This is a genomic window from Marinobacter litoralis (genome assembly GCF_003336705.1).
Lineage (GTDB): Bacteria > Pseudomonadota > Gammaproteobacteria > Pseudomonadales > Oleiphilaceae > Marinobacter > Marinobacter litoralis.
Map to the genome: position 1 here is coordinate 71,320 of NZ_QMDL01000003.1, position 17,800 is coordinate 89,119.

18 protein-coding genes are annotated in these 17,800 nt (G+C 55.6%); 12 read left to right on the forward strand and 6 right to left on the reverse strand.

The window, feature by feature from the left end:
• Positions 1–87 precede the first annotated feature (87 nt).
• From metX to DOQ08_RS10115, 6 genes are read left to right on the forward strand one after another with little or no spacing between them, the layout of a single operon-like run.
• Positions 88–1,236: a homoserine O-succinyltransferase MetX gene (metX, locus tag DOQ08_RS10090; RefSeq protein ID WP_114334813.1), complete on the forward strand. Its 1,149-nt coding sequence runs from the start codon at positions 88–90 to the stop codon at positions 1,234–1,236.
• Positions 1,233–1,835 (forward strand): methionine biosynthesis protein MetW, encoded by a 603-nt coding sequence (gene metW / locus DOQ08_RS10095; protein WP_114334814.1) that lies wholly within the window; start codon positions 1,233–1,235, stop codon positions 1,833–1,835. The genes metX and metW overlap by 4 nt, the downstream gene beginning before the upstream one ends.
• Complete coding sequence (locus DOQ08_RS10100) at positions 1,835–2,284, forward strand: DUF4426 domain-containing protein (RefSeq protein ID WP_114334815.1); 450 nt, start codon at positions 1,835–1,837, stop codon at positions 2,282–2,284. Before metW ends, DOQ08_RS10100 begins: the two co-directional genes overlap by 1 nt.
• Positions 2,285–2,288: 4 nt before the next feature.
• Entirely contained in the window at positions 2,289–2,888 is a 600-nt protein-coding gene (gene rdgB, locus DOQ08_RS10105; RefSeq protein ID WP_114334816.1) for an RdgB/HAM1 family non-canonical purine NTP pyrophosphatase, read from the forward strand.
• A gap of 2 nt (positions 2,889–2,890) precedes the next feature.
• The gene (gene hemW / locus DOQ08_RS10110; RefSeq protein WP_114334817.1) at positions 2,891–4,039 is read left to right on the forward strand and encodes a radical SAM family heme chaperone HemW; all 1,149 of its coding nucleotides are present in this window, start codon (positions 2,891–2,893) and stop codon (positions 4,037–4,039) included.
• Complete coding sequence (locus tag DOQ08_RS10115) at positions 4,039–4,581, forward strand: hypothetical protein (protein WP_114334818.1); 543 nt, start codon at positions 4,039–4,041, stop codon at positions 4,579–4,581. Before hemW ends, DOQ08_RS10115 begins: the two co-directional genes overlap by 1 nt.
• A 21-nt stretch (positions 4,582–4,602) precedes the next feature.
• Here DOQ08_RS10115 and trmB read toward each other — a convergent pair whose 3' ends face one another.
• The 3 genes from trmB to DOQ08_RS10130 all read right to left on the reverse strand — a co-directional run bounded on the left by trmB (position 4,603) and on the right by DOQ08_RS10130 (position 7,249).
• Positions 4,603–5,328 carry a tRNA (guanosine(46)-N7)-methyltransferase TrmB gene (trmB, locus tag DOQ08_RS10120; RefSeq protein ID WP_114334819.1) on the reverse strand — a complete coding sequence of 242 codons (726 nt, stop codon included), beginning with the start codon at positions 5,326–5,328 and terminating at the stop codon, positions 4,603–4,605.
• Between the two features lie 71 nt (positions 5,329–5,399).
• Positions 5,400–6,935 carry a YifB family Mg chelatase-like AAA ATPase gene (locus DOQ08_RS10125; protein ID WP_114334820.1) on the reverse strand — a complete coding sequence of 512 codons (1,536 nt, stop codon included), beginning with the start codon at positions 6,933–6,935 and terminating at the stop codon, positions 5,400–5,402.
• Positions 6,936–6,997: 62 nt separating this feature from the next.
• Entirely contained in the window at positions 6,998–7,249 is a 252-nt protein-coding gene (locus tag DOQ08_RS10130; protein WP_114334821.1) for an accessory factor UbiK family protein, read from the reverse strand.
• Between the two features lie 368 nt (positions 7,250–7,617).
• Here DOQ08_RS10130 and glnK point away from each other — a divergent pair, with 368 nt between their 5' ends.
• Both glnK and DOQ08_RS10140 read left to right on the forward strand, forming a co-directional pair.
• Complete coding sequence (glnK, locus tag DOQ08_RS10135) at positions 7,618–7,956, forward strand: P-II family nitrogen regulator (protein ID WP_091997389.1); 339 nt, start codon at positions 7,618–7,620, stop codon at positions 7,954–7,956.
• Between the two features lie 73 nt (positions 7,957–8,029).
• Positions 8,030–9,301, forward strand: coding sequence for an ammonium transporter (locus DOQ08_RS10140; RefSeq protein ID WP_114334822.1), 1,272 nt, complete (start codon positions 8,030–8,032; stop codon positions 9,299–9,301).
• 76 nt (positions 9,302–9,377) lie between these two features.
• On the opposite strand, the gene speE is transcribed toward DOQ08_RS10140, so the two are convergent.
• Positions 9,378–10,259, reverse strand: a complete 882-nt coding sequence (gene speE, locus DOQ08_RS10145; RefSeq protein ID WP_114334823.1) for a polyamine aminopropyltransferase — start codon at positions 10,257–10,259, stop codon at positions 9,378–9,380.
• 137 nt (positions 10,260–10,396) lie between these two features.
• On the opposite strand from speE, the gene speA reads away from it, so the two are divergent.
• Positions 10,397–12,307 carry a biosynthetic arginine decarboxylase gene (gene speA, locus DOQ08_RS10150; RefSeq protein WP_114334824.1) on the forward strand — a complete coding sequence of 637 codons (1,911 nt, stop codon included), beginning with the start codon at positions 10,397–10,399 and terminating at the stop codon, positions 12,305–12,307.
• Positions 12,308–12,309: 2 nt separating this feature from the next.
• Here the strand turns inward: speA and DOQ08_RS10155 are convergent, their stop codons facing one another.
• On the reverse strand, positions 12,310–13,287 hold the full coding sequence (locus DOQ08_RS10155) for an AraC family transcriptional regulator (RefSeq protein WP_227537593.1): 978 nt from the start codon (positions 13,285–13,287) through the stop codon (positions 12,310–12,312).
• Between the two features lie 322 nt (positions 13,288–13,609).
• Here DOQ08_RS10155 and DOQ08_RS10160 point away from each other — a divergent pair, with 322 nt between their 5' ends.
• Positions 13,610–14,209 carry a sigma-70 family RNA polymerase sigma factor gene (locus DOQ08_RS10160; protein ID WP_114334825.1) on the forward strand — a complete coding sequence of 200 codons (600 nt, stop codon included), beginning with the start codon at positions 13,610–13,612 and terminating at the stop codon, positions 14,207–14,209.
• Positions 14,206–14,841, forward strand: coding sequence for a ChrR family anti-sigma-E factor (locus DOQ08_RS10165; protein WP_114334826.1), 636 nt, complete (start codon positions 14,206–14,208; stop codon positions 14,839–14,841). Before DOQ08_RS10160 ends, DOQ08_RS10165 begins: the two co-directional genes overlap by 4 nt.
• Before the next feature lie 45 nt (positions 14,842–14,886).
• Here the strand turns inward: DOQ08_RS10165 and DOQ08_RS10170 are convergent, their stop codons facing one another.
• Positions 14,887–15,624: an SDR family NAD(P)-dependent oxidoreductase gene (locus DOQ08_RS10170; RefSeq protein ID WP_114334827.1), complete on the reverse strand. Its 738-nt coding sequence runs from the start codon at positions 15,622–15,624 to the stop codon at positions 14,887–14,889.
• Between the two features lie 194 nt (positions 15,625–15,818).
• Here DOQ08_RS10170 and DOQ08_RS10175 point away from each other — a divergent pair, with 194 nt between their 5' ends.
• Positions 15,819–17,594, forward strand: a complete 1,776-nt coding sequence (locus DOQ08_RS10175; protein WP_114334828.1) for an acyl-CoA dehydrogenase C-terminal domain-containing protein — start codon at positions 15,819–15,821, stop codon at positions 17,592–17,594.
• Positions 17,595–17,800 lie beyond the last annotated feature (206 nt).

Genomic DNA, 17,800 nt, shown 5'->3' on the forward strand with positions numbered 1-17,800 from the left:
TTAAACTGCTCTATCGGCGCCAGCTTCTGCGCCACCGCAGGCATATTGCCTGACTCATGTGGACTGGATCAGGATATCAACACGCTCATGCCCGACTCCCTGCCTACGGATTCCGTGGGCCTCGTTAGCCCGCAAACCATTCATTTCGACACCCCGATCGAATTGGCCTGTGGCCAATCTCTGGACAGTTATGATCTGGTCGTGGAAACCTACGGCACCTTGAATGCCGACGCCAGCAACGCGGTTCTCATTTGCCACGCCCTCAGCGGCCATCACCATGCCGCAGGCTATCATTCGTATGATGATAAAAAGCCCGGATGGTGGGACAGCTGTATTGGCCCGGGAAAACCGATAGATACCAACCGTTTTTTCGTGGTCTGCCTGAATAACCTGGGTGGTTGCCACGGCAGCAGCGGCCCCAACTCGATCAATCCAACCACCGGCAAGCTTTACGGCCCGGATTTCCCGGTCATCACCGTGGCCGACTGGGTGAAGAGCCAAGCTCGGTTAGCAGACCGTCTCGGCATTCAACAGTGGGCAGCCGTTGTTGGCGGCTCACTCGGTGGCATGCAGGCGCTTCAGTGGAGTCTCGATTATCCCGATCGCCTTCGGCACTCGGTGATTATTGCCTCAACGCCTCGACTAACCGCGCAGAACATCGCCTTCAACGAAGTCGCTCGCCAGGCCATCACGTCCGACACCGAGTTTCATGAAGGCCGGTATGACGATGCCAGTACCCTGCCACGGCGAGGCTTGATGCTGGCGCGGATGGTGGGGCACATCACCTACCTGTCAGACGCTGCGATGGGCGAAAAATTTGGTCGTGAATTGCGTGAAGAAGCCTTCAAATTCGGTTACGACGCCGAATTTCAGGTTGAAAGTTACCTGCGCTATCAGGGTGAGCGCTTCTCCGAAACCTTCGACGCAAACACGTACCTGCTGATGACCCGCGCTCTGGACTATTTTGACCCCGCCTACGAATTTGGCGGTGATCTGTCCAAAGCACTGGCACCGGCCCAATGTGAATATCTGGTGCTTTCTTTCAGCACAGACTGGCGCTTCTCGCCGGCCCGCTCTGAAGAAATGGTGAATGCGATGATCTCCGCTCGCAAGAAAGTCTGTTACGCCGAAATCGATGCACCTTGGGGCCACGATGCGTTCCTGATTCCAACCCCCCGATACACCAACGCGTTCACCGCTTACATGGACCGGGTAGCACGGGAGGTAGGCGCATGAGAGCCGACTTGGAAATCATTCAACAGTGGGTTGAACCCGGTCACCACGTACTCGACCTCGGTTGCGGCGACGGCACTCTGCTCCATTATCTGCAGCAAGAGCGCAACGCCACGGGTTTCGGCCTGGAAATCAACCCTGACCACATCACCACGTGCATGGGCAAAGGCGTGTCAGTGATCGAGCAAAATCTGGACACTCAAGGCCTGGACAACTTCGGTGACGGCATGTTCGATATTGTGCTGATGACCCAAGCCTTGCAAGCCGTGCGCAGGCCCGACAAAGTCATCGACGAAATGTTGCGCCTTGGCCGTGAAGGCATTGTCACCTTCCCTAATTTTGCACATTGGCGCCTGCGCTGGGGCTTGGCTCTGAGTGGCCGCATGCCGGAATCAGACGCTTTACCGTACAAATGGTACAACACCCCGAACATCCGCCTGTGCACCTTCAAAGACTTTGAGGCGTTGTGCCGGCAAAAAGGGATAAAAATCAAAAGCCGCCGGGTCGTCGACGGCCAACATCAAAACAGCTGGCTGGCCCGAGCGTGGCCAAACCTGCTGGGCGAGATTGCGATTTACCGAATCACACGGGAGAACACCTGATGATCATTCGTTCTGTTACCCGCTTTATGGCCCTAGCCTTTGGCCTGCTTTTATTGGCCAGCCAGAGTCAGGCCGGCGAAAAAGATTTTGGCGACTACCAGCTGCACTGGAGCGTTTTCCCCAGCACCATGCTGACTCCGGAAGTTGCCAAAGCCAACAACCTTCAGCGCAGCAAAAGCATCGGCGTGGTGAACATTTCCATCATGACCGACAACGAACACGGTCAGCCTCAACCGGTAGGCGGGCAGGTGGAAGGCCAGGTTGCCAACGACATCCAACAGGTCAAATTTCTGGCCTTCCGCCGCATTCAGGAAGGCGATGCGGTTTACTTCATCGCCCAGTATCAATATCGCCCGGCGGAATTGATGACCTTCAATATTACGGCACGACCCACAGGCTACCCACAAGGCCTGAAGGTGCGCTTCGCCCACTCCTTGTTTAACGACTAAAACCATGTCTCAGAAACTCGTTATTGCCAGTAACAACAAAGGCAAAATTGCCGAACTCACCGACCTGCTAAGTCCTTTGGGGTTAAGCCCGATTGCTCAGGGCGAACTGGGCGTTAGCGAAGCCGAAGAGCCGGCCGTTACCTTTGTTGAAAACGCTATTTTGAAAGCCCGCCACGCAGCCCGGGAGACTGGATTGCCGGCCTTAGCGGACGACAGTGGTCTGGCAGTAGACGCCCTCGGCGGCCAACCCGGCGTGCGCTCTGCCCGCTATGCCGGTGCGGCAGCAACAGACGCAGACAATGTTGAAGCGCTATTAGAAGCCTTGAAAAATGTGCCCGAACAAGAGCGTGGCGCTCAGTTTCATTGCGTTCTGGTTTATCTGCGCCACGCGGACGACCCTACACCGATTATTTGCCACGGCCGCTGGCCGGGCCGCATTCTTTTCGCGCCAAAGGGTGAAGGTGGTTTTGGCTACGACCCGGTCTTCTACGCGCCCGAACACGATTGCAGCGCCGCTGAACTGACCCGCGAACAAAAAGGCCGCATCAGCCATCGCGGGCGCGCCCTGGCGAGCCTGCTAGACCAACTCAAGAGCACTCATTAAACGTGCCCTCTTCCTCTGCTGTTGCGGTCTGTCCGCCGCTATCGCTGTATATCCACGTGCCTTGGTGCGTGCGCAAGTGCCCGTATTGCGACTTCAACTCCCATGCGATTCGGGGTGACATACCGGAGGCGGCCTACCTTACTGCCTTGCTGGAAGATCTTGAGCACGACCTAGGCTTTGTTCGCGACCGCCCGATTGAGAGCGTGTTCATCGGCGGCGGCACGCCATCGCTCATGACCAGCGACTTCTATCAGCGCTTGTTCGAAGGGCTTCGCCAGCGTCTGAGCTTCGCGCCCGACGCCGAAGTCACACTCGAAGCCAATCCCGGTACTTTGGAAGAAGGCCGTTACGAAGGTTTCCGCCAAGCGGGCATTAACCGGCTTTCGATCGGGGTGCAGAGCTTTCATCAAGAGCACCTTAAAACACTGGGGCGCATTCACGACGCCAACGCCGCTCATCGCGCGATTGAGACTGCGAAAGCGGCGGGTTTCAGCAATTTCAATGTGGATTTGATGCACGGTTTGCCGGAGCAAACACCGGAACAAGCATTGGACGACCTGCGGCAAGCGCTGGACCATCAACCCTCACACTTGTCCTGGTATCAGCTGACCATTGAGCCCAACACCGAGTTTTTCTCCCGCCCACCGGATTTACCAGACGACGACCGCCTTTGGGAGATCTATCGACAGGGTTCAGAGTATCTGCGCGCTCACAACTTCGATGATTACGAGGTATCAGCCTGGAGCCTTCCCAATCGCGAAAGCCGCCATAACCTTAACTATTGGGAGTTTGGGGATTATCTGGCGATTGGGGCCGGCGGGCATGGCAAAGTCAGCCTGGCCGATGGCCGGATCATCCGATACTGGAAAACCCGCCAACCGGAGGCTTATTTGAACCGCATAGGTTCTCGTACGGCTGGCAGCGAAGAGATTGAGCCGAAGGAACGATCGCTGGAGTTCATGATGAACGTGTTGCGGCTTAAACAAGGTGTCGAAGAAAAACTGTTCACCGAACGTACAGGTTTACCCCTGAGCCCGGTTGAGGTACAACTTGAGCAGTTGCGGAAGAAAAATCTGCTGGTCGGTCATAGAATACAAACCACCGAACAGGGCCAGCGGTATCTCAACAGCTTGTTGGAGCAATTTCTCTGATGGACCACGCCCGGCACCTCCCAAAGCGGCCACTTGGATTAACCTTGGTGGCTTCGTTGGTACTCAGTGCAGCAATATTTATTGCACTTCTGGTGATGAACCAGCCTCTAAAAACCGCCAGCGCACCGCAAGGCATGATCAGTTTTCAGCTGGCAGGTACCGCACAGCAGGCTCAAGCGATTATCGCCAGCTGGAAACCAGAAGGCGTGTCGACGGCCCGAGCGTCACTATGGGTCGATTTTGCCTTCATTGCGGCGTATCTGGCCATGTTGCTGCAGCTGACCCGCAGATTCTCGCAGGACCGTCCGGGTGTGAGGGAACGAATCATCGCCAAGTGGGTGCGCACGCTGTTTATCGTGGCCGGCACCAGTGATGTTATCGAGAACATTGCCCTGCTCAACAACTTCAATCCCCCTGATAACAGCCTGAGCATAGCGGCCAGCATCTTCTCACTGCTTAAATTCACGGGGTTACTACTCGGCTTGGCGGGGCTTATCATTATTCGAGCTGCCCGCAGGCAACCGTTAACCCCGGCTTCCTAAAGCCGGGGTTCATGCAGCACTTCAGTTGGTGCGGTGGTAGAGCAAGTCCCAAACCCCGTGCCCAAGCTTCTCGCCACGTTGCTCAAACTTGGTAATCGGACGGTCGTCCGGGCGCGGAGAAAAGCCGCCCTGCTCCTGCACGTTGGCAAATCCCTGCGACGCGTCCATCACTTCCAACATGTGCTCGGCGTAATTCTCCCAATCGGTGGCCAGATGCAAAACCCCGCCCACGCGCAGTTTGTGACGAATTCGCTGCACGAATTCCTGCTGGACCAGCCGGCGCTTATGATGCTTCTTTTTGTGCCAGGGGTCTGGGAAGAACACCATCACACGATCCAAAGAGGCATCCGGCAGGCACAGGTCGATCACATCGTTGGCATCGATGTTATACACCCGCACGTTCTCGAGACCGCGGTCATCAACCTCTTTGAGCAACGCGCCTACACCTGGCAGATGTACTTCCACTCCGATGAAATCCTGCTCTGGCGCGGCTTCTGCCATATCCGCCAGTGACCGGCCCATGCCGAAACCGATTTCCAGATTCAGCATGCTGTCACGGCCAAACACTTCCCGGGGATCGATCACGCCGTCTTCCCGCGCCAGTCCGTACTTCGGCCAGTTCCGCTCGAAGGCTTTTTTCTGACCTTCGGTCATCCGGCCTTGGCGTAATACAAAGCTGCGAACACCACGGCGAGTGGTAATCGGGTTTTCACCTTTGGAATCTTGCGAGTCGTTCTGGTCGGCCATTTGCTGTCCTCAACCGCCACTGCGGATCTGATTGCTGAAATTTACCCGACAGTTTAACAGAGTCAGAGGCTTCAAGCGGAAACCAAAGCACTTTGCCCTTGTTGGCGGTCTAATTGCCGGTACCCCAGCGCCTCGATCAAATGCTGTTTTGACAAATTTTCCTGCCCATCCAGATCGGCCAAAGTTCTCGCCACTCGCAGAATCCGATGCAGCGCCCGGGCTGACAATCCCAATCGTTCCATGGCCTGGGCCAAAAGCTTTTCGCTGCTGGCATCTATCCGGCACGCCTGATCCAGAGCCCTGCCTGCAAGTGACGCGTTCAAACTGCCGCGCTCACGTTGAAGGTTTCTGGCTTGCAGCACTCTCTGTTTCACACTGGCGCTGCTCTCGCCGGCTTCGCCGTGTCGCAGCAACACATCCCCAGCCTGCACCGGCACTTCAACGTGCAGATCGAACCGGTCCAATAAGGGGCCGGATATTTTGGATCGATAACGCATTACCTGACTCGGCGTACACTGGCATTCAATGTTCGGATGACCGCTGTAACCGCATGGGCACGGATTCATTGCAGCAACAACCTGGAACTTTGCGGGAAAGGTGACTTGCCGAGCGGCACGGCTGATCGAAATCTCTCCGGTTTCCATAGGCTCACGAAGCACTTCTAACACCCGCCGTTCGAACTCGGGCAGCTCATCCAAGAACAGCACGCCGCGGTGCGCCAATGAGATTTCGCCCGGCCTCGGGCTGCTACCACCACCAACCAAGGCCACCGCGGAAGCCGTGTGATGAGGCGACCGAAAGGGCGGTTGGCGCCACCCACCGGGTTGAAGCGGGTGGCCCGCTACGGAGTGGACACTGGCCACTTCCATAGCAGAGGCATCGTCTAACGCGGGCAGAATGCCCGGCAGACGACTGGCCAACATACTTTTCCCCGTCCCCGGAGGACCAAAAAACAGTAAATTGTGACCACCCGCTGCCGCCACCTCCAAAGCCCGGCGAGGCACTTGCTGGCCCCGAACATCAGCAAGATCGGCTGCCCCCTCCGCGCCAGCGGCTTGGGCAGCATCGACGTCCGGCTTTGGCACGGGCACCAATTTCGCTCTGTGCGTCAAATGCTCACACACCGTCAGTATGTGGCTTGCCGCCAACACATCGCCCTGGCTTGCAAGCGCGGCTTCTTCGGCATTGGCTTGAGGAATCAGCAGAGAACGCCCTGCCTCTCTGGCCGCCAGCACCGCAGGCAATATACCTTTTAGTGGCCGCAAGGCACCGTCGAGAGATAGCTCGCCCATGAACTCTAAGGTTTTGAGGCTGTCGGGCGGAATCTGCCCCGAAGCCGCCAAAATTCCAAGCGCGATGGGCAGGTCGAAGCGACCGCCTTCTTTCGGTAAATCCGCAGGGGCAAGATTGATCGTTATCCGGCGAGCGGGGAATTCGAAGCCTGCATTAAGCAAGGCGCTACGAACACGGTCCTTACTTTCGCGTACACCGGTTTCAGGCAAACCGACGATAGAGAGAGCCGGTAAACCGCCCGACAAGTGTACTTCGACCGTTACTTCAGGGGCAGACACACCAATGCTGGCGCGCGAGTGGACAATGGCTAACATGATCACCTTCCATGGTGGACGGGTATTTACCGGGCGCGTCCTGCGCCCGCATCAAAAGCAAATCACGACTGAGCTTTCTGCTCCAGTTCGGCAACCCGCTTTTCCAAGGCTTCCACTTTCTCACGGGTTTTCATCAATACGGCTTGCTGGCCTTCAAATTCTTCGCGAGTAACCAGTTCCAGCTTGGACAGCACAGACATCACCGTGGCTCTGGCCTGAGTTTCAAAATCTTCCCGGGCGGCCCGCGCCATATCCGGAACAAACTGGCCAAACTGGCCTTGAAGCTGGGCAAAGAAATCTTGGGGGCCTTTCATGTGATACCTCGTGAATTCAATCTTTATGCTCGATCAGGCCAATTACCCGTCGAATACTCATCTAGTCGAGAGTGTATCACACCGCTACCCCTGCCATACTGTACACGCTGCGAAGTATAATGGAGCCAAGTCTTGCCCACTGGTGGTTCAACCCTGAATCAGAGTGGGGCGCGACGCCCCGATTTGGTGCACACATCTGCCTCATCTCGGACCACAAAATATACAAAGCATTGTTTTTATTATAAATTTTTGCGTTGGCATACCTGATGCTAAACCTTGTACACGATCCGCACAATTGATGTGCGAGGTGGCAGCATAACGAACTCAACCACAAAGACAGTTGAGATGGCTTTACCAAGGAGAAAGCAATGAAACTTGTGACAGCGATCATTAAGCCTTTCAAATTGGATGATGTCCGAGAGGCACTATCCGAAATAGGCGTGCAAGGCGTAACCGTAACGGAAGTGAAAGGTTTCGGTCGCCAGAAGGGCCATACCGAACTCTACCGCGGCGCAGAATACGTCGTGGATTTCCTGCCAAAAGTAAAAGTTGAGATCGCTATTGGCGACAACCTGCTGGATCAGGTGATCGAGTCCATTACCAAGGCGGCCAATACCGGCAAGATCGGTGACGGTAAGATTTTCGTGACCGAACTGCAGCAAGCGATCCGAATCCGGACCGGCGAGACGGGCGAAGAGGCGGTCTGATACCGGCCTGACCCCGGATTCAGCCAACGCAAAAAAACTAAATACCTGACGGGCCTTGTGCGGAGGGCTTCCTATGGAAAGCAATATCTTTCACCTGCAGTATGCTATAGATACCTTTTATTTTGTAATTTGCGGCGCATTAGTTATGTGGATGGCCGCTGGCTTTGCCATGCTAGAAGCCGGCTTGGTGCGCTCCAAGAACACCACTGAAATTCTCACTAAAAACGTGGCTTTGTTCGCGATTGCCAGCACCATGTATATGGTGTGCGGCTACGCCATCATGTATGGCGGCAATCTGTTCCTCTCCGGCATCGCCGATGTCGATGTGGACGCGGTACTTGGCGAATTTGCCAGCCGTGAAGATGGTTTTGAGGGCGGCTCGATCTACTCTGGCGCCTCTGACTTCTTCTTCCAGGTGGTGTTCGTAGCCACCGCCATGTCGATCGTCTCTGGCGCCGTTGCTGAGCGCATGAAGCTTTGGGCCTTCCTGGCCTTTGCAGCGGTCATGACCGGCGTCATCTATCCGCTGGAAGGTGCCTGGACCTGGGGCGGCAAAGACGTGTTCGGCCTGTATAACCTGGGCGACTTGGGCTTCAGCGACTTTGCCGGCTCCGGCATCGTACACATGGCGGGTGCTGCCGCTGCGCTAGCCGGCGTACTCTTGTTGGGCGCCCGTAAAGGCAAGTACGGCCCGAACGGAGAAATCCGCGCCATTCCCGGTGCCAACATGCCTCTGGCAGCTTTGGGCACCTTGATTTTGTGGATGGGCTGGTTCGGCTTTAACGGCGGTTCCGTATTGAAACTCGGCGACATCGCTAGCGCAAACTCGGTTGCCATGGTCTTCCTGAACACCAATGCCGCCGCAGCCGGTGGTGCGATCACCGCCTTGGCCGTTGCGCGGTTGATGTTCGGTAAAGCCGATCTGACCATGCTGTTGAACGGTGCCATTGCCGGTCTTGTGGTAATTACCGCCGAACCGTCAACACCTAGCGCTCTGACCGCTACCTTTTGGGGCGCGTTGGGCGGTGGCCTGGTAGTGCTGAGCATCGTTGCGCTCGATAAGCTGCGCATTGATGACCCGGTTGGTGCCATCTCTGCTCACGGTGTGTGTGGTTTCCTTGGCCTGATGCTGGTGCCTTTCACGAACGGTGACGTGACCTTCAGCGGCCAGTTGATCGGCGCCCTGACCATCTTCGTTTGGGTGTTCATCGCCAGCCTGATTGTCTGGAGCATTCTGAAAGCGGTCATGGGCATTCGTGTCAGCGCCGAAGAAGAATATGAAGGTGTCGACATTGCCGAATGTGGCCTGGAAGCCTACCCCGAGTTCGGCAGCAACAAGCAGTAACGCTGTCAATCAAACCAAAAAGGGCGCCCTCAGGCGCCCTTTTTGTCTGTATGGCCGACTAATCTCGACCCGGTCGTCAGCCCTCTTCCGGCCGCACCTGATCTTCCAAAGCATCAATCATGAATTGCGGCATGGCCAACGCTCCGTGGTGGATACCCGCGTTGTAATAACGGGTGACGAACGGACGATCGTTCACGTCGGCTTCACGGAAATACTTCAACGGGTTGTCTTTGCTACCCATGGTGCAGCTCCACCAGCCTGTGGGGTATACCGGCTGCGGGAATGGCAAGGTTTGCACATGGCTGAAGCCAGCCTTACGCATGTCGGTGTGAATATCTTTAATGATCGATTCGGTATGCAGCAACGGCGATTCGCTTTGCTGAACCACAATGCCACCATCCTTCAGCGCCACCATCGCATCGCGATAGAAATCCAGTGCAAACAAACCCTCAGCCGGGCCAACGGGATCGGTGCTGTCGATAATCAGCAGGTCGATGCTGTTCGGCTCTACCTCGCGCATCCACTTCACGCCGTCACCAAAAAAGAAATTGGCCCGTGGGTCGCCATTAGCTTCGCACAATTCCGGGAAATATTTTTCTGACATGCGGGTTACCCGCTCGTCAATTTCCACCTGCCAGGCCTCTTCCACGCCCGGGTGCTTCAATACTTCTTTCAGCGTGCCGCAGTCGCCGCCCCCGACAATCACCACCTTCTTCGGGTCTTTGTGGGTAAACAGGGCGGGGTGCGTCATCATCTCGTGGTACAGAAAGTTGTCGCGAGTGGTCAGCATCACGCAGCCGTCCAGCACCATCAGATTGCCGAAGGTCTCGGTTTCATAGATCTCCAGCTTCTGGAACGGTGTCTGCTCCTCGTGCAGTTTGTTCTTCACCTGTAAGGAAAAAGCCGTGCCCTGATCCTGAAATATCTCGGTAAACCAGCCTTCATTCAATGCTGTCATATCATTCTCCAACTGTATGCCGCCGCACCGCGCCCGGGCATCTCGAAAGTGGCGTATTGTAGGCGCAGCAGTCAGCTCCTACAATGCAGCCTTCAACGGTTTTCCGCCGACTCGGGTTTCCTGACAGGATAGCAACAATGGCAGAATCTAGCTCATCACCGGCACACAAGGTTTACAACATAGCCCACTGGAGTGACGGCTATATTTCCGTCAATACCGAAGGCGAAGTGGAGATCTGCCCGGATCGCGGTCGTAGCGCAGCTCACATTAACTTGCCCAAGCTGACGCAGTCGCTGACCGAAGCCGGCCTGGCGTTGCCAGTGCTGGTCCGATTCACCGATATCCTGCACGACCGGGTTAACAAACTCTGCGGCGCGTTCAACAAGGTCACCCAAGAACAAAGCTACCAAGGCCGGTACACGGCGGTTTACCCGATCAAGGTAAACCAGCAGCGGCGGGTTGTCGAAGAGCTGGTGGCGGCTGAACCTGCAGCTTCAAACAACCAAATTGGCCTGGAAGCCGGCAGCAAGCCGGAACTCCTCGCCGTGCTGTCCCTCGCCCGTAAGACCGGTTCGGTAATTGTCTGCAATGGCTACAAAGACCGCGAATACATCCGGCTTGCGCTGATTGGCCAAAAACTGGGCCACCGGGTGTTTATTGTTGTAGAAAAGCAGTCAGAATTGCCGCTGATTCTGGACGAAGCCAAAAAGCTCGAGGTTTCGCCCTTGATTGGCGTGCGAGCCCGCCTGGCCACCATTGGCAAAGGTAACTGGCAAAACACCGGCGGTGAGAAATCGAAGTTCGGACTGTCCGCCAGCCAGATACTGGAAGTGATCGAAACCCTGAAACAAGCAGGCGCGCTGGACACCTTGCAGCTGCTGCATTTCCACTTGGGCTCTCAGATTGCCAACATCCGGGACATTCAAACCGGTCTTAAAGAATGCGCTCGATTTTACAGCGAGTTGCGTCACCTCGGCGCACCTATCGGCACGGTCGATATCGGGGGCGGTTTGGGTGTGGATTACGAAGGCACCCGTTCCCGTAGCAGTTGCTCAATGAATTACTCCGTCTTCGAGTACGCTTACAATGTGGTGCACGTGCTACAAGCTGAGTGCGATCGTTTGGGCCTACCTCACCCGGATCTGATCAGCGAATCCGGCCGGGCCCTGACGGCGCACCATTCGGTGCTGATCACCAACGTGATTGACCGGGAAACCCCCATTCATCGTGAAGTATCGGAGCCCGCGATCACCGCGCCGGCTCCGTTACAGGACCTGTGGCGTGATCTGCGCAGCCTGCAAGACGATCAATGCCCTCGCTCCTTGGCTGAAATTTACCACGACGTGCTGCATGCCATGACCGATGTTCACGCCCAGTTCGCTCACGGCCTGCTGTCTTTGACCGAACGCGCACAGGCCGAAACGTTGTACACCCGCTGCTGCCGCTTGATCCGGGGTCAGCTTGATAGCGCCAACCGGGCACACCGGGAAATCATCGACGAGCTGAACGAAAAGCTGGCTGAAAAACTGTTCGTGAACTTCTCCCTGTTCCAGTCGCTGCCGGATGTTTGGGGCATTGATCAGATTTTCCCGGTTATGCCCATCAACGGTTTAAACCGACCATTGAACCGCCGCGCAGTGGTCCAGGATATTACCTGTGACTCAGACGGCCGAATCGACCAATACGTTGATGGCCAAGGCATCGAGACGACGTTGCCGTTACCCGAGCACAACCCGGAAGAACCTTTGTTGATCGGCTTTTTTATGACCGGCGCCTACCAGGAAATTTTGGGCGACATGCACAACCTGTTTGGCGACACACATTCCGTGGATGTGCGCCTGAACGAACAAGGTGATTATGTCATCAGCGAGCCCATCACCGGGGACAGCGTGGCTAAGGTGCTGAGGTACGTTAACTTCGAGCCAGGCAGCATACTGCAAACCTATCAACGCAAGTTTAAGGAAAGCCATCTTGAGCCGAAATTGCAGAAAATGCTATTGGCCGAGCTGGAGGCAGGGCTCGACGGTTACACCTATCTGGAAGAGTAGGTTTAAACGGGAGGGTCTACATGTAGGTTGCGCCAAGCCGACGGTGAAACACCCTCCCATTTTTTAAACGCGCGGCTGAAATTCGATGGGTCGCTGTAGCCCAATCGCTCCGCGATTTCGTCGATACTCATTTGGCCATTATCGCGCATCAGGTCCAAAGCGCGGTGATGGCGTACCTTGTCTTGCAAATCCTGAAATCGTGCGCCCTCTGTCGCCAGCTGGCGACGCAGGGTTCGTGAAGATACACGCAGTTTCGCTGCCACCTCTTCCAGCCCCATCAAACGGCCATCGCGGATCGATTCCAGCAACTGCAGCACCTGCTGAGCCACCGACGACGAGGCGCGCAACTTGCGTGATTGTTCCTCACATTCGGCCTCGGCTACCCTCCGGGCAACCGGATTCGCCAGCAGCATGGGCAACTCCAGACAACTTTTGTGGAATCGCAGCTGGTTCACTCCCGAATTAAAGAAAATATCTTCGCCAAAGAGCGTGGTGTATAACGCCACGCCCTCCGGTCTGGAATACTTCACTCGACAGCTTGAACCCTCGAAAAGACGGGGCCCGACTAACAGATTACTGACATCCAGTAACGCCGCCAGAAACACTTCCAGGTTAAAGCGATACAGCTCCGGCATATCGTGCAAGATATCCAAGTCAACGACGGCTTCGTCATCCTCTATGGACAATTCCATGGACAAAAAAGCGAAACGAATGTGCAGGTACTTCATCAACACCTGGATCGCCTGGCCCAAGGTGTCACAACTGACGGCGGCCTGGGACATGGCACCGTGCGTGGTAAATTTCAGCCGCAACCCGAACTCAAGCCCCAAGCCCGGATCCCCGGTACGAGACAGTGCCTGCCGGCACAACTCGGCAAACTGATCCCCCGTAACGAGATTCTCCGGGTGACTCAACTGAGCGTTGCGAATGCCCGATGCGGCAAGCAAATCAGTGCGCCGAACACCCTTCTCTTCAGCCAAATCACACTAAATATCAACGTAATGCGCTCGTATAACCGGCACTGCACTCGGGTTAAATGTGAGGTTCATGGCATGATTTTCGTTTGTTTTTGTGACGTCCGTAACGGGTTATTTGCTGAAAGCCTAGCCCCATCGCGGGCAACCAACAATTACTTTCCTGACACCGGGCCTGCGACTCCGGCCAGCCAGTCTTGAAAATCTTTGCACTCCAACGATCCAGTTAGCCGCTTTGAGCGTAAATGAGTCACTGACAAACACGTGGTGAGTGCATAGAATCATGACCGTAGCCAAAATAAATCAAGCGACAGTCAAGGAGCGTCCAGTGACGACACTGGGGCAGCAACCAGCGAAAAGCGAGGGCCGAAAAGACCCTTGGGGCGCTCTTTTGGAGAAAGTGGGTCGGCATCAAGACAAAGCCGCCTATCACGCGCTGTTCGAACACTTCGCACCACAAATCAAGTATTACGCCATCTCGAATGGCATCGCCAGTCATGCCGAGGAGCTCGTCCAAGAGGTTTTTGTCGCAATATGGCGACGCTCCAGCCTTTATGATTGGCGCAAGGCCGCCGCGTCTACCTGGATATTTACCATTGCCCGAAACCAGCGCATTGACATGCTGCGCAAGATGCAGCGTCGAAGCGCAGAGATGGCCATAGAGACAGAAGATCTCTGGCAAATTCCGGGCGAAAACGACGATGACCCCGTGACTTCATTGCACAGACTGACCTCAGAACGCAGAATTCGCGACTCACTGAGCCAGCTGCCTTTAGAGCAAGTGACGGTCATTTCTAAAGTGTATATGGAGCATAAATCACATCAGACGGTGGCCGATGAGCTGGACTTGCCACTGGGCACGGTTAAAAGCCGGGTTCGCTTGGCACTGAACAAACTGAAAGTGATTTTGCAGGACCAGAACGTATGACACGACATCATCCAGACAGTCTGAGCCTGATGGAATACAGCGCAGGCAACCTGAGTGAACCCCATGCACTTTGCATCCGTTTGCATCTGGACCAATGCAGTCATTGCCGCAGCCGGGTTGATACATTGAACAGCCTCGGGGCGGTCATGATGGAACAGCAACCTGACGTGTCCGTATCTGATACCAGTTTTGAACAATTACTGATGCGCATTGAAGAACTACCAGACGCCTCCCCAGAACCGGATTTACCGCGACTGAGCCCTCTTCAGAAGCTGCTCGGTGATGACATGAACAACCTGCCCTGGAAACGGCAATTGCCAGATGTCAGTGTGGTCGATATCAGTGATAAATTTCCGGGGCAGACCGAACGCGTCATTCTCCAGAAGCTGGCAGCAGGTGGTAAAGCCCCGGCACACACCCACCGCGGCACGGAAACAACCATCGTGCTTCAAGGTGCTTTCTCGGATGCCAAGGGAGTCTTTAACCAATGGGACTTTGTTGTACTGACCGATAAGGATGTGCACAAACCCGTCGCCATCGGCCATGAAGACTGCATCACGCTGTCAATTCTCAGTGCACCGCTGAAGTTGACAGGCCCATTTGGCCGGCTTCTGAATCCGTTTATCCGCTAATACGACTCCCCTACTCCCGCAGGCGGCTGGAAGCCTGCGGGGCATTCACCAGGGCAAATCCTGACCGTCCCAGCTGATAAAACGGCCATTATCCTGCTCTGACAATCCCGCTAAAATTCGAAATACATTCTCTGCGGTCGCACCAGGCTCATGGACCGTCAACTTTGCCAGCGACTGGCTGAACGGAGCGCTCAGATTGGAGCGAGTGGTGCCGGGGTGAAGAGCCACGCAAGCGATAGGTGAATACCTCCGAGGCAATTCCACCGAAAGGTTCTTTACCATCATGTTCAACGCCGCTTTCGAACACCGGTAGGCATACCACCCACCGAGCCGGTTATCCTCGATTGAGCCCACCTTCGCCGAAACGGCTGCAATACGGGCCAGCTGTTTACCCCGAAACCAAGGGGCAAGCTCCTGGACCAACACACCAAAACCTACACAATTCACTTGAAACGTCCGGATCATGCTGGCTTCGTTAATATCGTCTACCCGTTTTTCGGGCGCGACCCCGTCATCGTGCAACAACCCTGCGGCATAGATCAGCGACACCCCACCCTTCGCGGATTCCAGCACCTCCCGGGCTTCGGAGTGTCGAGGCAAGTCCAGAGGGCGCCCTGCCTGCCATTCGATCAGATGCACGGCTGGATGCTCCCGAAGGCCCGTATTCACTGCATTAATATGCCTGGCCAGGCCGATCAGTGGCTCGCTTGGCCGCTCGGCAAGAAACCGCTCTGCGAGCGCGCTGCCAATGGCACCCGAAATTCCGGCAATAACAACGGTCATGGTGCTGCCTCCTGAATAAATCATGGTCGTGTCTATGGCTAATACGCACGCAGACTCACATCAGGTTGATTTCTGGTGAGCCAGTTTATTCAAACGCACGTATGAACCCAGACACCTATGTTTCGCGCTTGCTGTCAGTAAAGCGCAATACCCACGGCAAACTGTGCCGATTTCGTAACAACAGGAGAGTGTCCATGCAATATCAGGCGCCTGCGAATGATCTTCGCTTCTTACTGTTTGATGTTTTAGGAGCAGACAAACTACACGAACTCGAGAAGTACGCCGATGCCACCCCCGACCTGATTTCAGCGGTCATCGAAGAGGCCGGCAAACTGGCGAGCGAGGTCATCCAGCCCACCAATCAGATCGGCGACCGACAAGGCTGCAGCTACGACCCGAACACAAAAACCGTCAAAACTCCGGAGGGCTTCAAGCAGGCCTACACCGCCTTCGTGCAGGGTGGCTGGACCGCGCTCGATGCACCCATTGAATATGGCGGTCAGGGCCTGCCGCACACCCTGAAATTCGTGGTGGATGAAATGGTATGTTCCACGAATTTATCGCTCGGTATGTATCCGGGCCTGACTCACGGTGCCATCAGCGCACTCTACGCCCACGGCTCCGAGGCACTGAAGCAAACCTATCTGGAAAAGCTGATCTCCGGCGAATGGACCGGCACCATGTGCCTGACCGAACCCCAGTGCGGCACAGACCTAGGCCTGATCCGCACCAAAGCCACCCCCAATGACGACGGCAGCTACGTCATCGAAGGCACGAAAATCTGGATCACCGGCGGTGAGCACGATCTGGTCGATAACATAGTGCATCTGGTATTAGCGAAATTACCCGGCGCGCCCGACACCACCAAGGGCATTTCTCTGTTCGTGGTGCCAAAAGTGCTGCCGGATTCCGGCGAGCGCAACCCGGCCTTCTGCGGCGGCCTGGAACACAAAATGGGCATCAAGGGTTCTGCCACCTGCGTGATGAACTTTGAGGGTGCGAAGGGCTGGTTGGTGGGCGAGCCAAACAAGGGCATGAGCGCCATGTTCACCATGATGAACGAAGCGCGGCTGATGGTCGGTATGCAAGGGTTAGGTCTGGCTGAAATGGCTTATCAGGAAAGCCTGGCCTTTGCCAAAGAACGTCTGCAAAGCCGATCGCTAAGCGGCGCAAAAAATCCCGAAGGCGCGGCAGACCCGATCATTGTGCATCCCGATGTACGCCGCATGTTGATGCGCCAAAAAGTCTTGAATGAAGGCATGCGCGCTTTGGCACTGTTTACCGGACATCAACTGGACTTGTCGGTTGCTCACAGCGATGCCCAAATCCGGGAGAATGCCGATGACCTCGTACAATTGCTAACGCCGGTGGTGAAAGCCTTCCTGACCGATGAAGGCTACAACAACGCCAACTGGGGCCAACAAGTGTTGGGCGGCTCGGGCTTCACCCAAGACTGGCCACTCGAGCAGCTGGTACGCGATGGCCGAATCGCCCGGATTTACGAAGGCACCAACGGCATACAGGCAATGGATCTGGTGGGGCGAAAATTGTCACTCAAGGGCGGCCAACTGATTCGTAGCTTGTTCGCAGAGCTTTCGGGCTACCTGAAAGACAATCCAGAAGCGCCATACCGGAAAGAGCTCGCTCACGGAATCAAAAAGCTGGAAGAAGCGACCCTGTGGCTGGCCCAAAACGCGCCCAAAGATCCAGAACAAGCGGGCGCAGCGGCAACTCCGTATCTGCGCGTGATGGCTCTCACGGTAATTGGCTATCTCTGGTCACGTATGGCGGGCGTCGCGAACAGTCACTTGCAGGCCGGAGAAGGCAATCGGTCGTTACTGGAAAGCAAGCAAGTCTCCGCCCGCTACTACTTCGAAAAACTGATGCCTGAGATCGACTGGCTTCTGGCGGATATCGTGTCAGGTAAAGACAGCCTGATGGCCTTTAACGACGAACACTGGATGGGATAAAACGGCAGATTACCGATCTAGCCAAAGCTTATGTCCGAAAATGACCGATCATTGGCAATTTCTGACCTTCAATGGGATCGTCAGACAGTCAATACTAGCCAGGTTGATTAGTGTCTCTAAACTAGTCCAGCCTGACTTCACACGAGTTAGGTATCTTCTTTTAACCACGCTTTTGCGTGGTTTTTTTTTGCCGTTCACACGGAGGA

Bases quoted from the DNA above. Each gene is read 5' to 3' on its own strand.
- glnK (WP_091997389.1), top strand. From the start codon at position 7,618: ATGAAACTTGTGACAGCGATCATTAAGCCTTTCAAATTGGATGATGTC.
- DOQ08_RS10100 (WP_114334815.1), top strand. From the start codon at position 1,835: ATGATCATTCGTTCTGTTACCCGCTTTATGGCCCTAGCCTTTGGCCTG.
- DOQ08_RS10115 (WP_114334818.1), top strand. From the start codon at position 4,039: ATGGACCACGCCCGGCACCTCCCAAAGCGGCCACTTGGATTAACCTTG.
- DOQ08_RS10125 (WP_114334820.1), bottom strand. From the start codon at position 6,935: ATGTTAGCCATTGTCCACTCGCGCGCCAGCATTGGTGTGTCTGCCCCT.
- metW (WP_114334814.1), top strand. From the start codon at position 1,233: ATGAGAGCCGACTTGGAAATCATTCAACAGTGGGTTGAACCCGGTCAC.
- DOQ08_RS10175 (WP_114334828.1), top strand. From the start codon at position 15,819: ATGCAATATCAGGCGCCTGCGAATGATCTTCGCTTCTTACTGTTTGAT.
- metX (WP_114334813.1), top strand. From the start codon at position 88: ATGCCCGACTCCCTGCCTACGGATTCCGTGGGCCTCGTTAGCCCGCAA.
- DOQ08_RS10140 (WP_114334822.1), top strand. From the start codon at position 8,030: ATGGAAAGCAATATCTTTCACCTGCAGTATGCTATAGATACCTTTTAT.
- speA (WP_114334824.1), top strand. From the start codon at position 10,397: ATGGCAGAATCTAGCTCATCACCGGCACACAAGGTTTACAACATAGCC.
- DOQ08_RS10130 (WP_114334821.1), bottom strand. From the start codon at position 7,249: ATGAAAGGCCCCCAAGATTTCTTTGCCCAGCTTCAAGGCCAGTTTGGC.
- trmB (WP_114334819.1), bottom strand. From the start codon at position 5,328: ATGGCCGACCAGAACGACTCGCAAGATTCCAAAGGTGAAAACCCGATT.
- DOQ08_RS10165 (WP_114334826.1), top strand. From the start codon at position 14,206: ATGACACGACATCATCCAGACAGTCTGAGCCTGATGGAATACAGCGCA.
- DOQ08_RS10170 (WP_114334827.1), bottom strand. From the start codon at position 15,624: ATGACCGTTGTTATTGCCGGAATTTCGGGTGCCATTGGCAGCGCGCTC.
- rdgB (WP_114334816.1), top strand. From the start codon at position 2,289: ATGTCTCAGAAACTCGTTATTGCCAGTAACAACAAAGGCAAAATTGCC.
- speE (WP_114334823.1), bottom strand. From the start codon at position 10,259: ATGACAGCATTGAATGAAGGCTGGTTTACCGAGATATTTCAGGATCAG.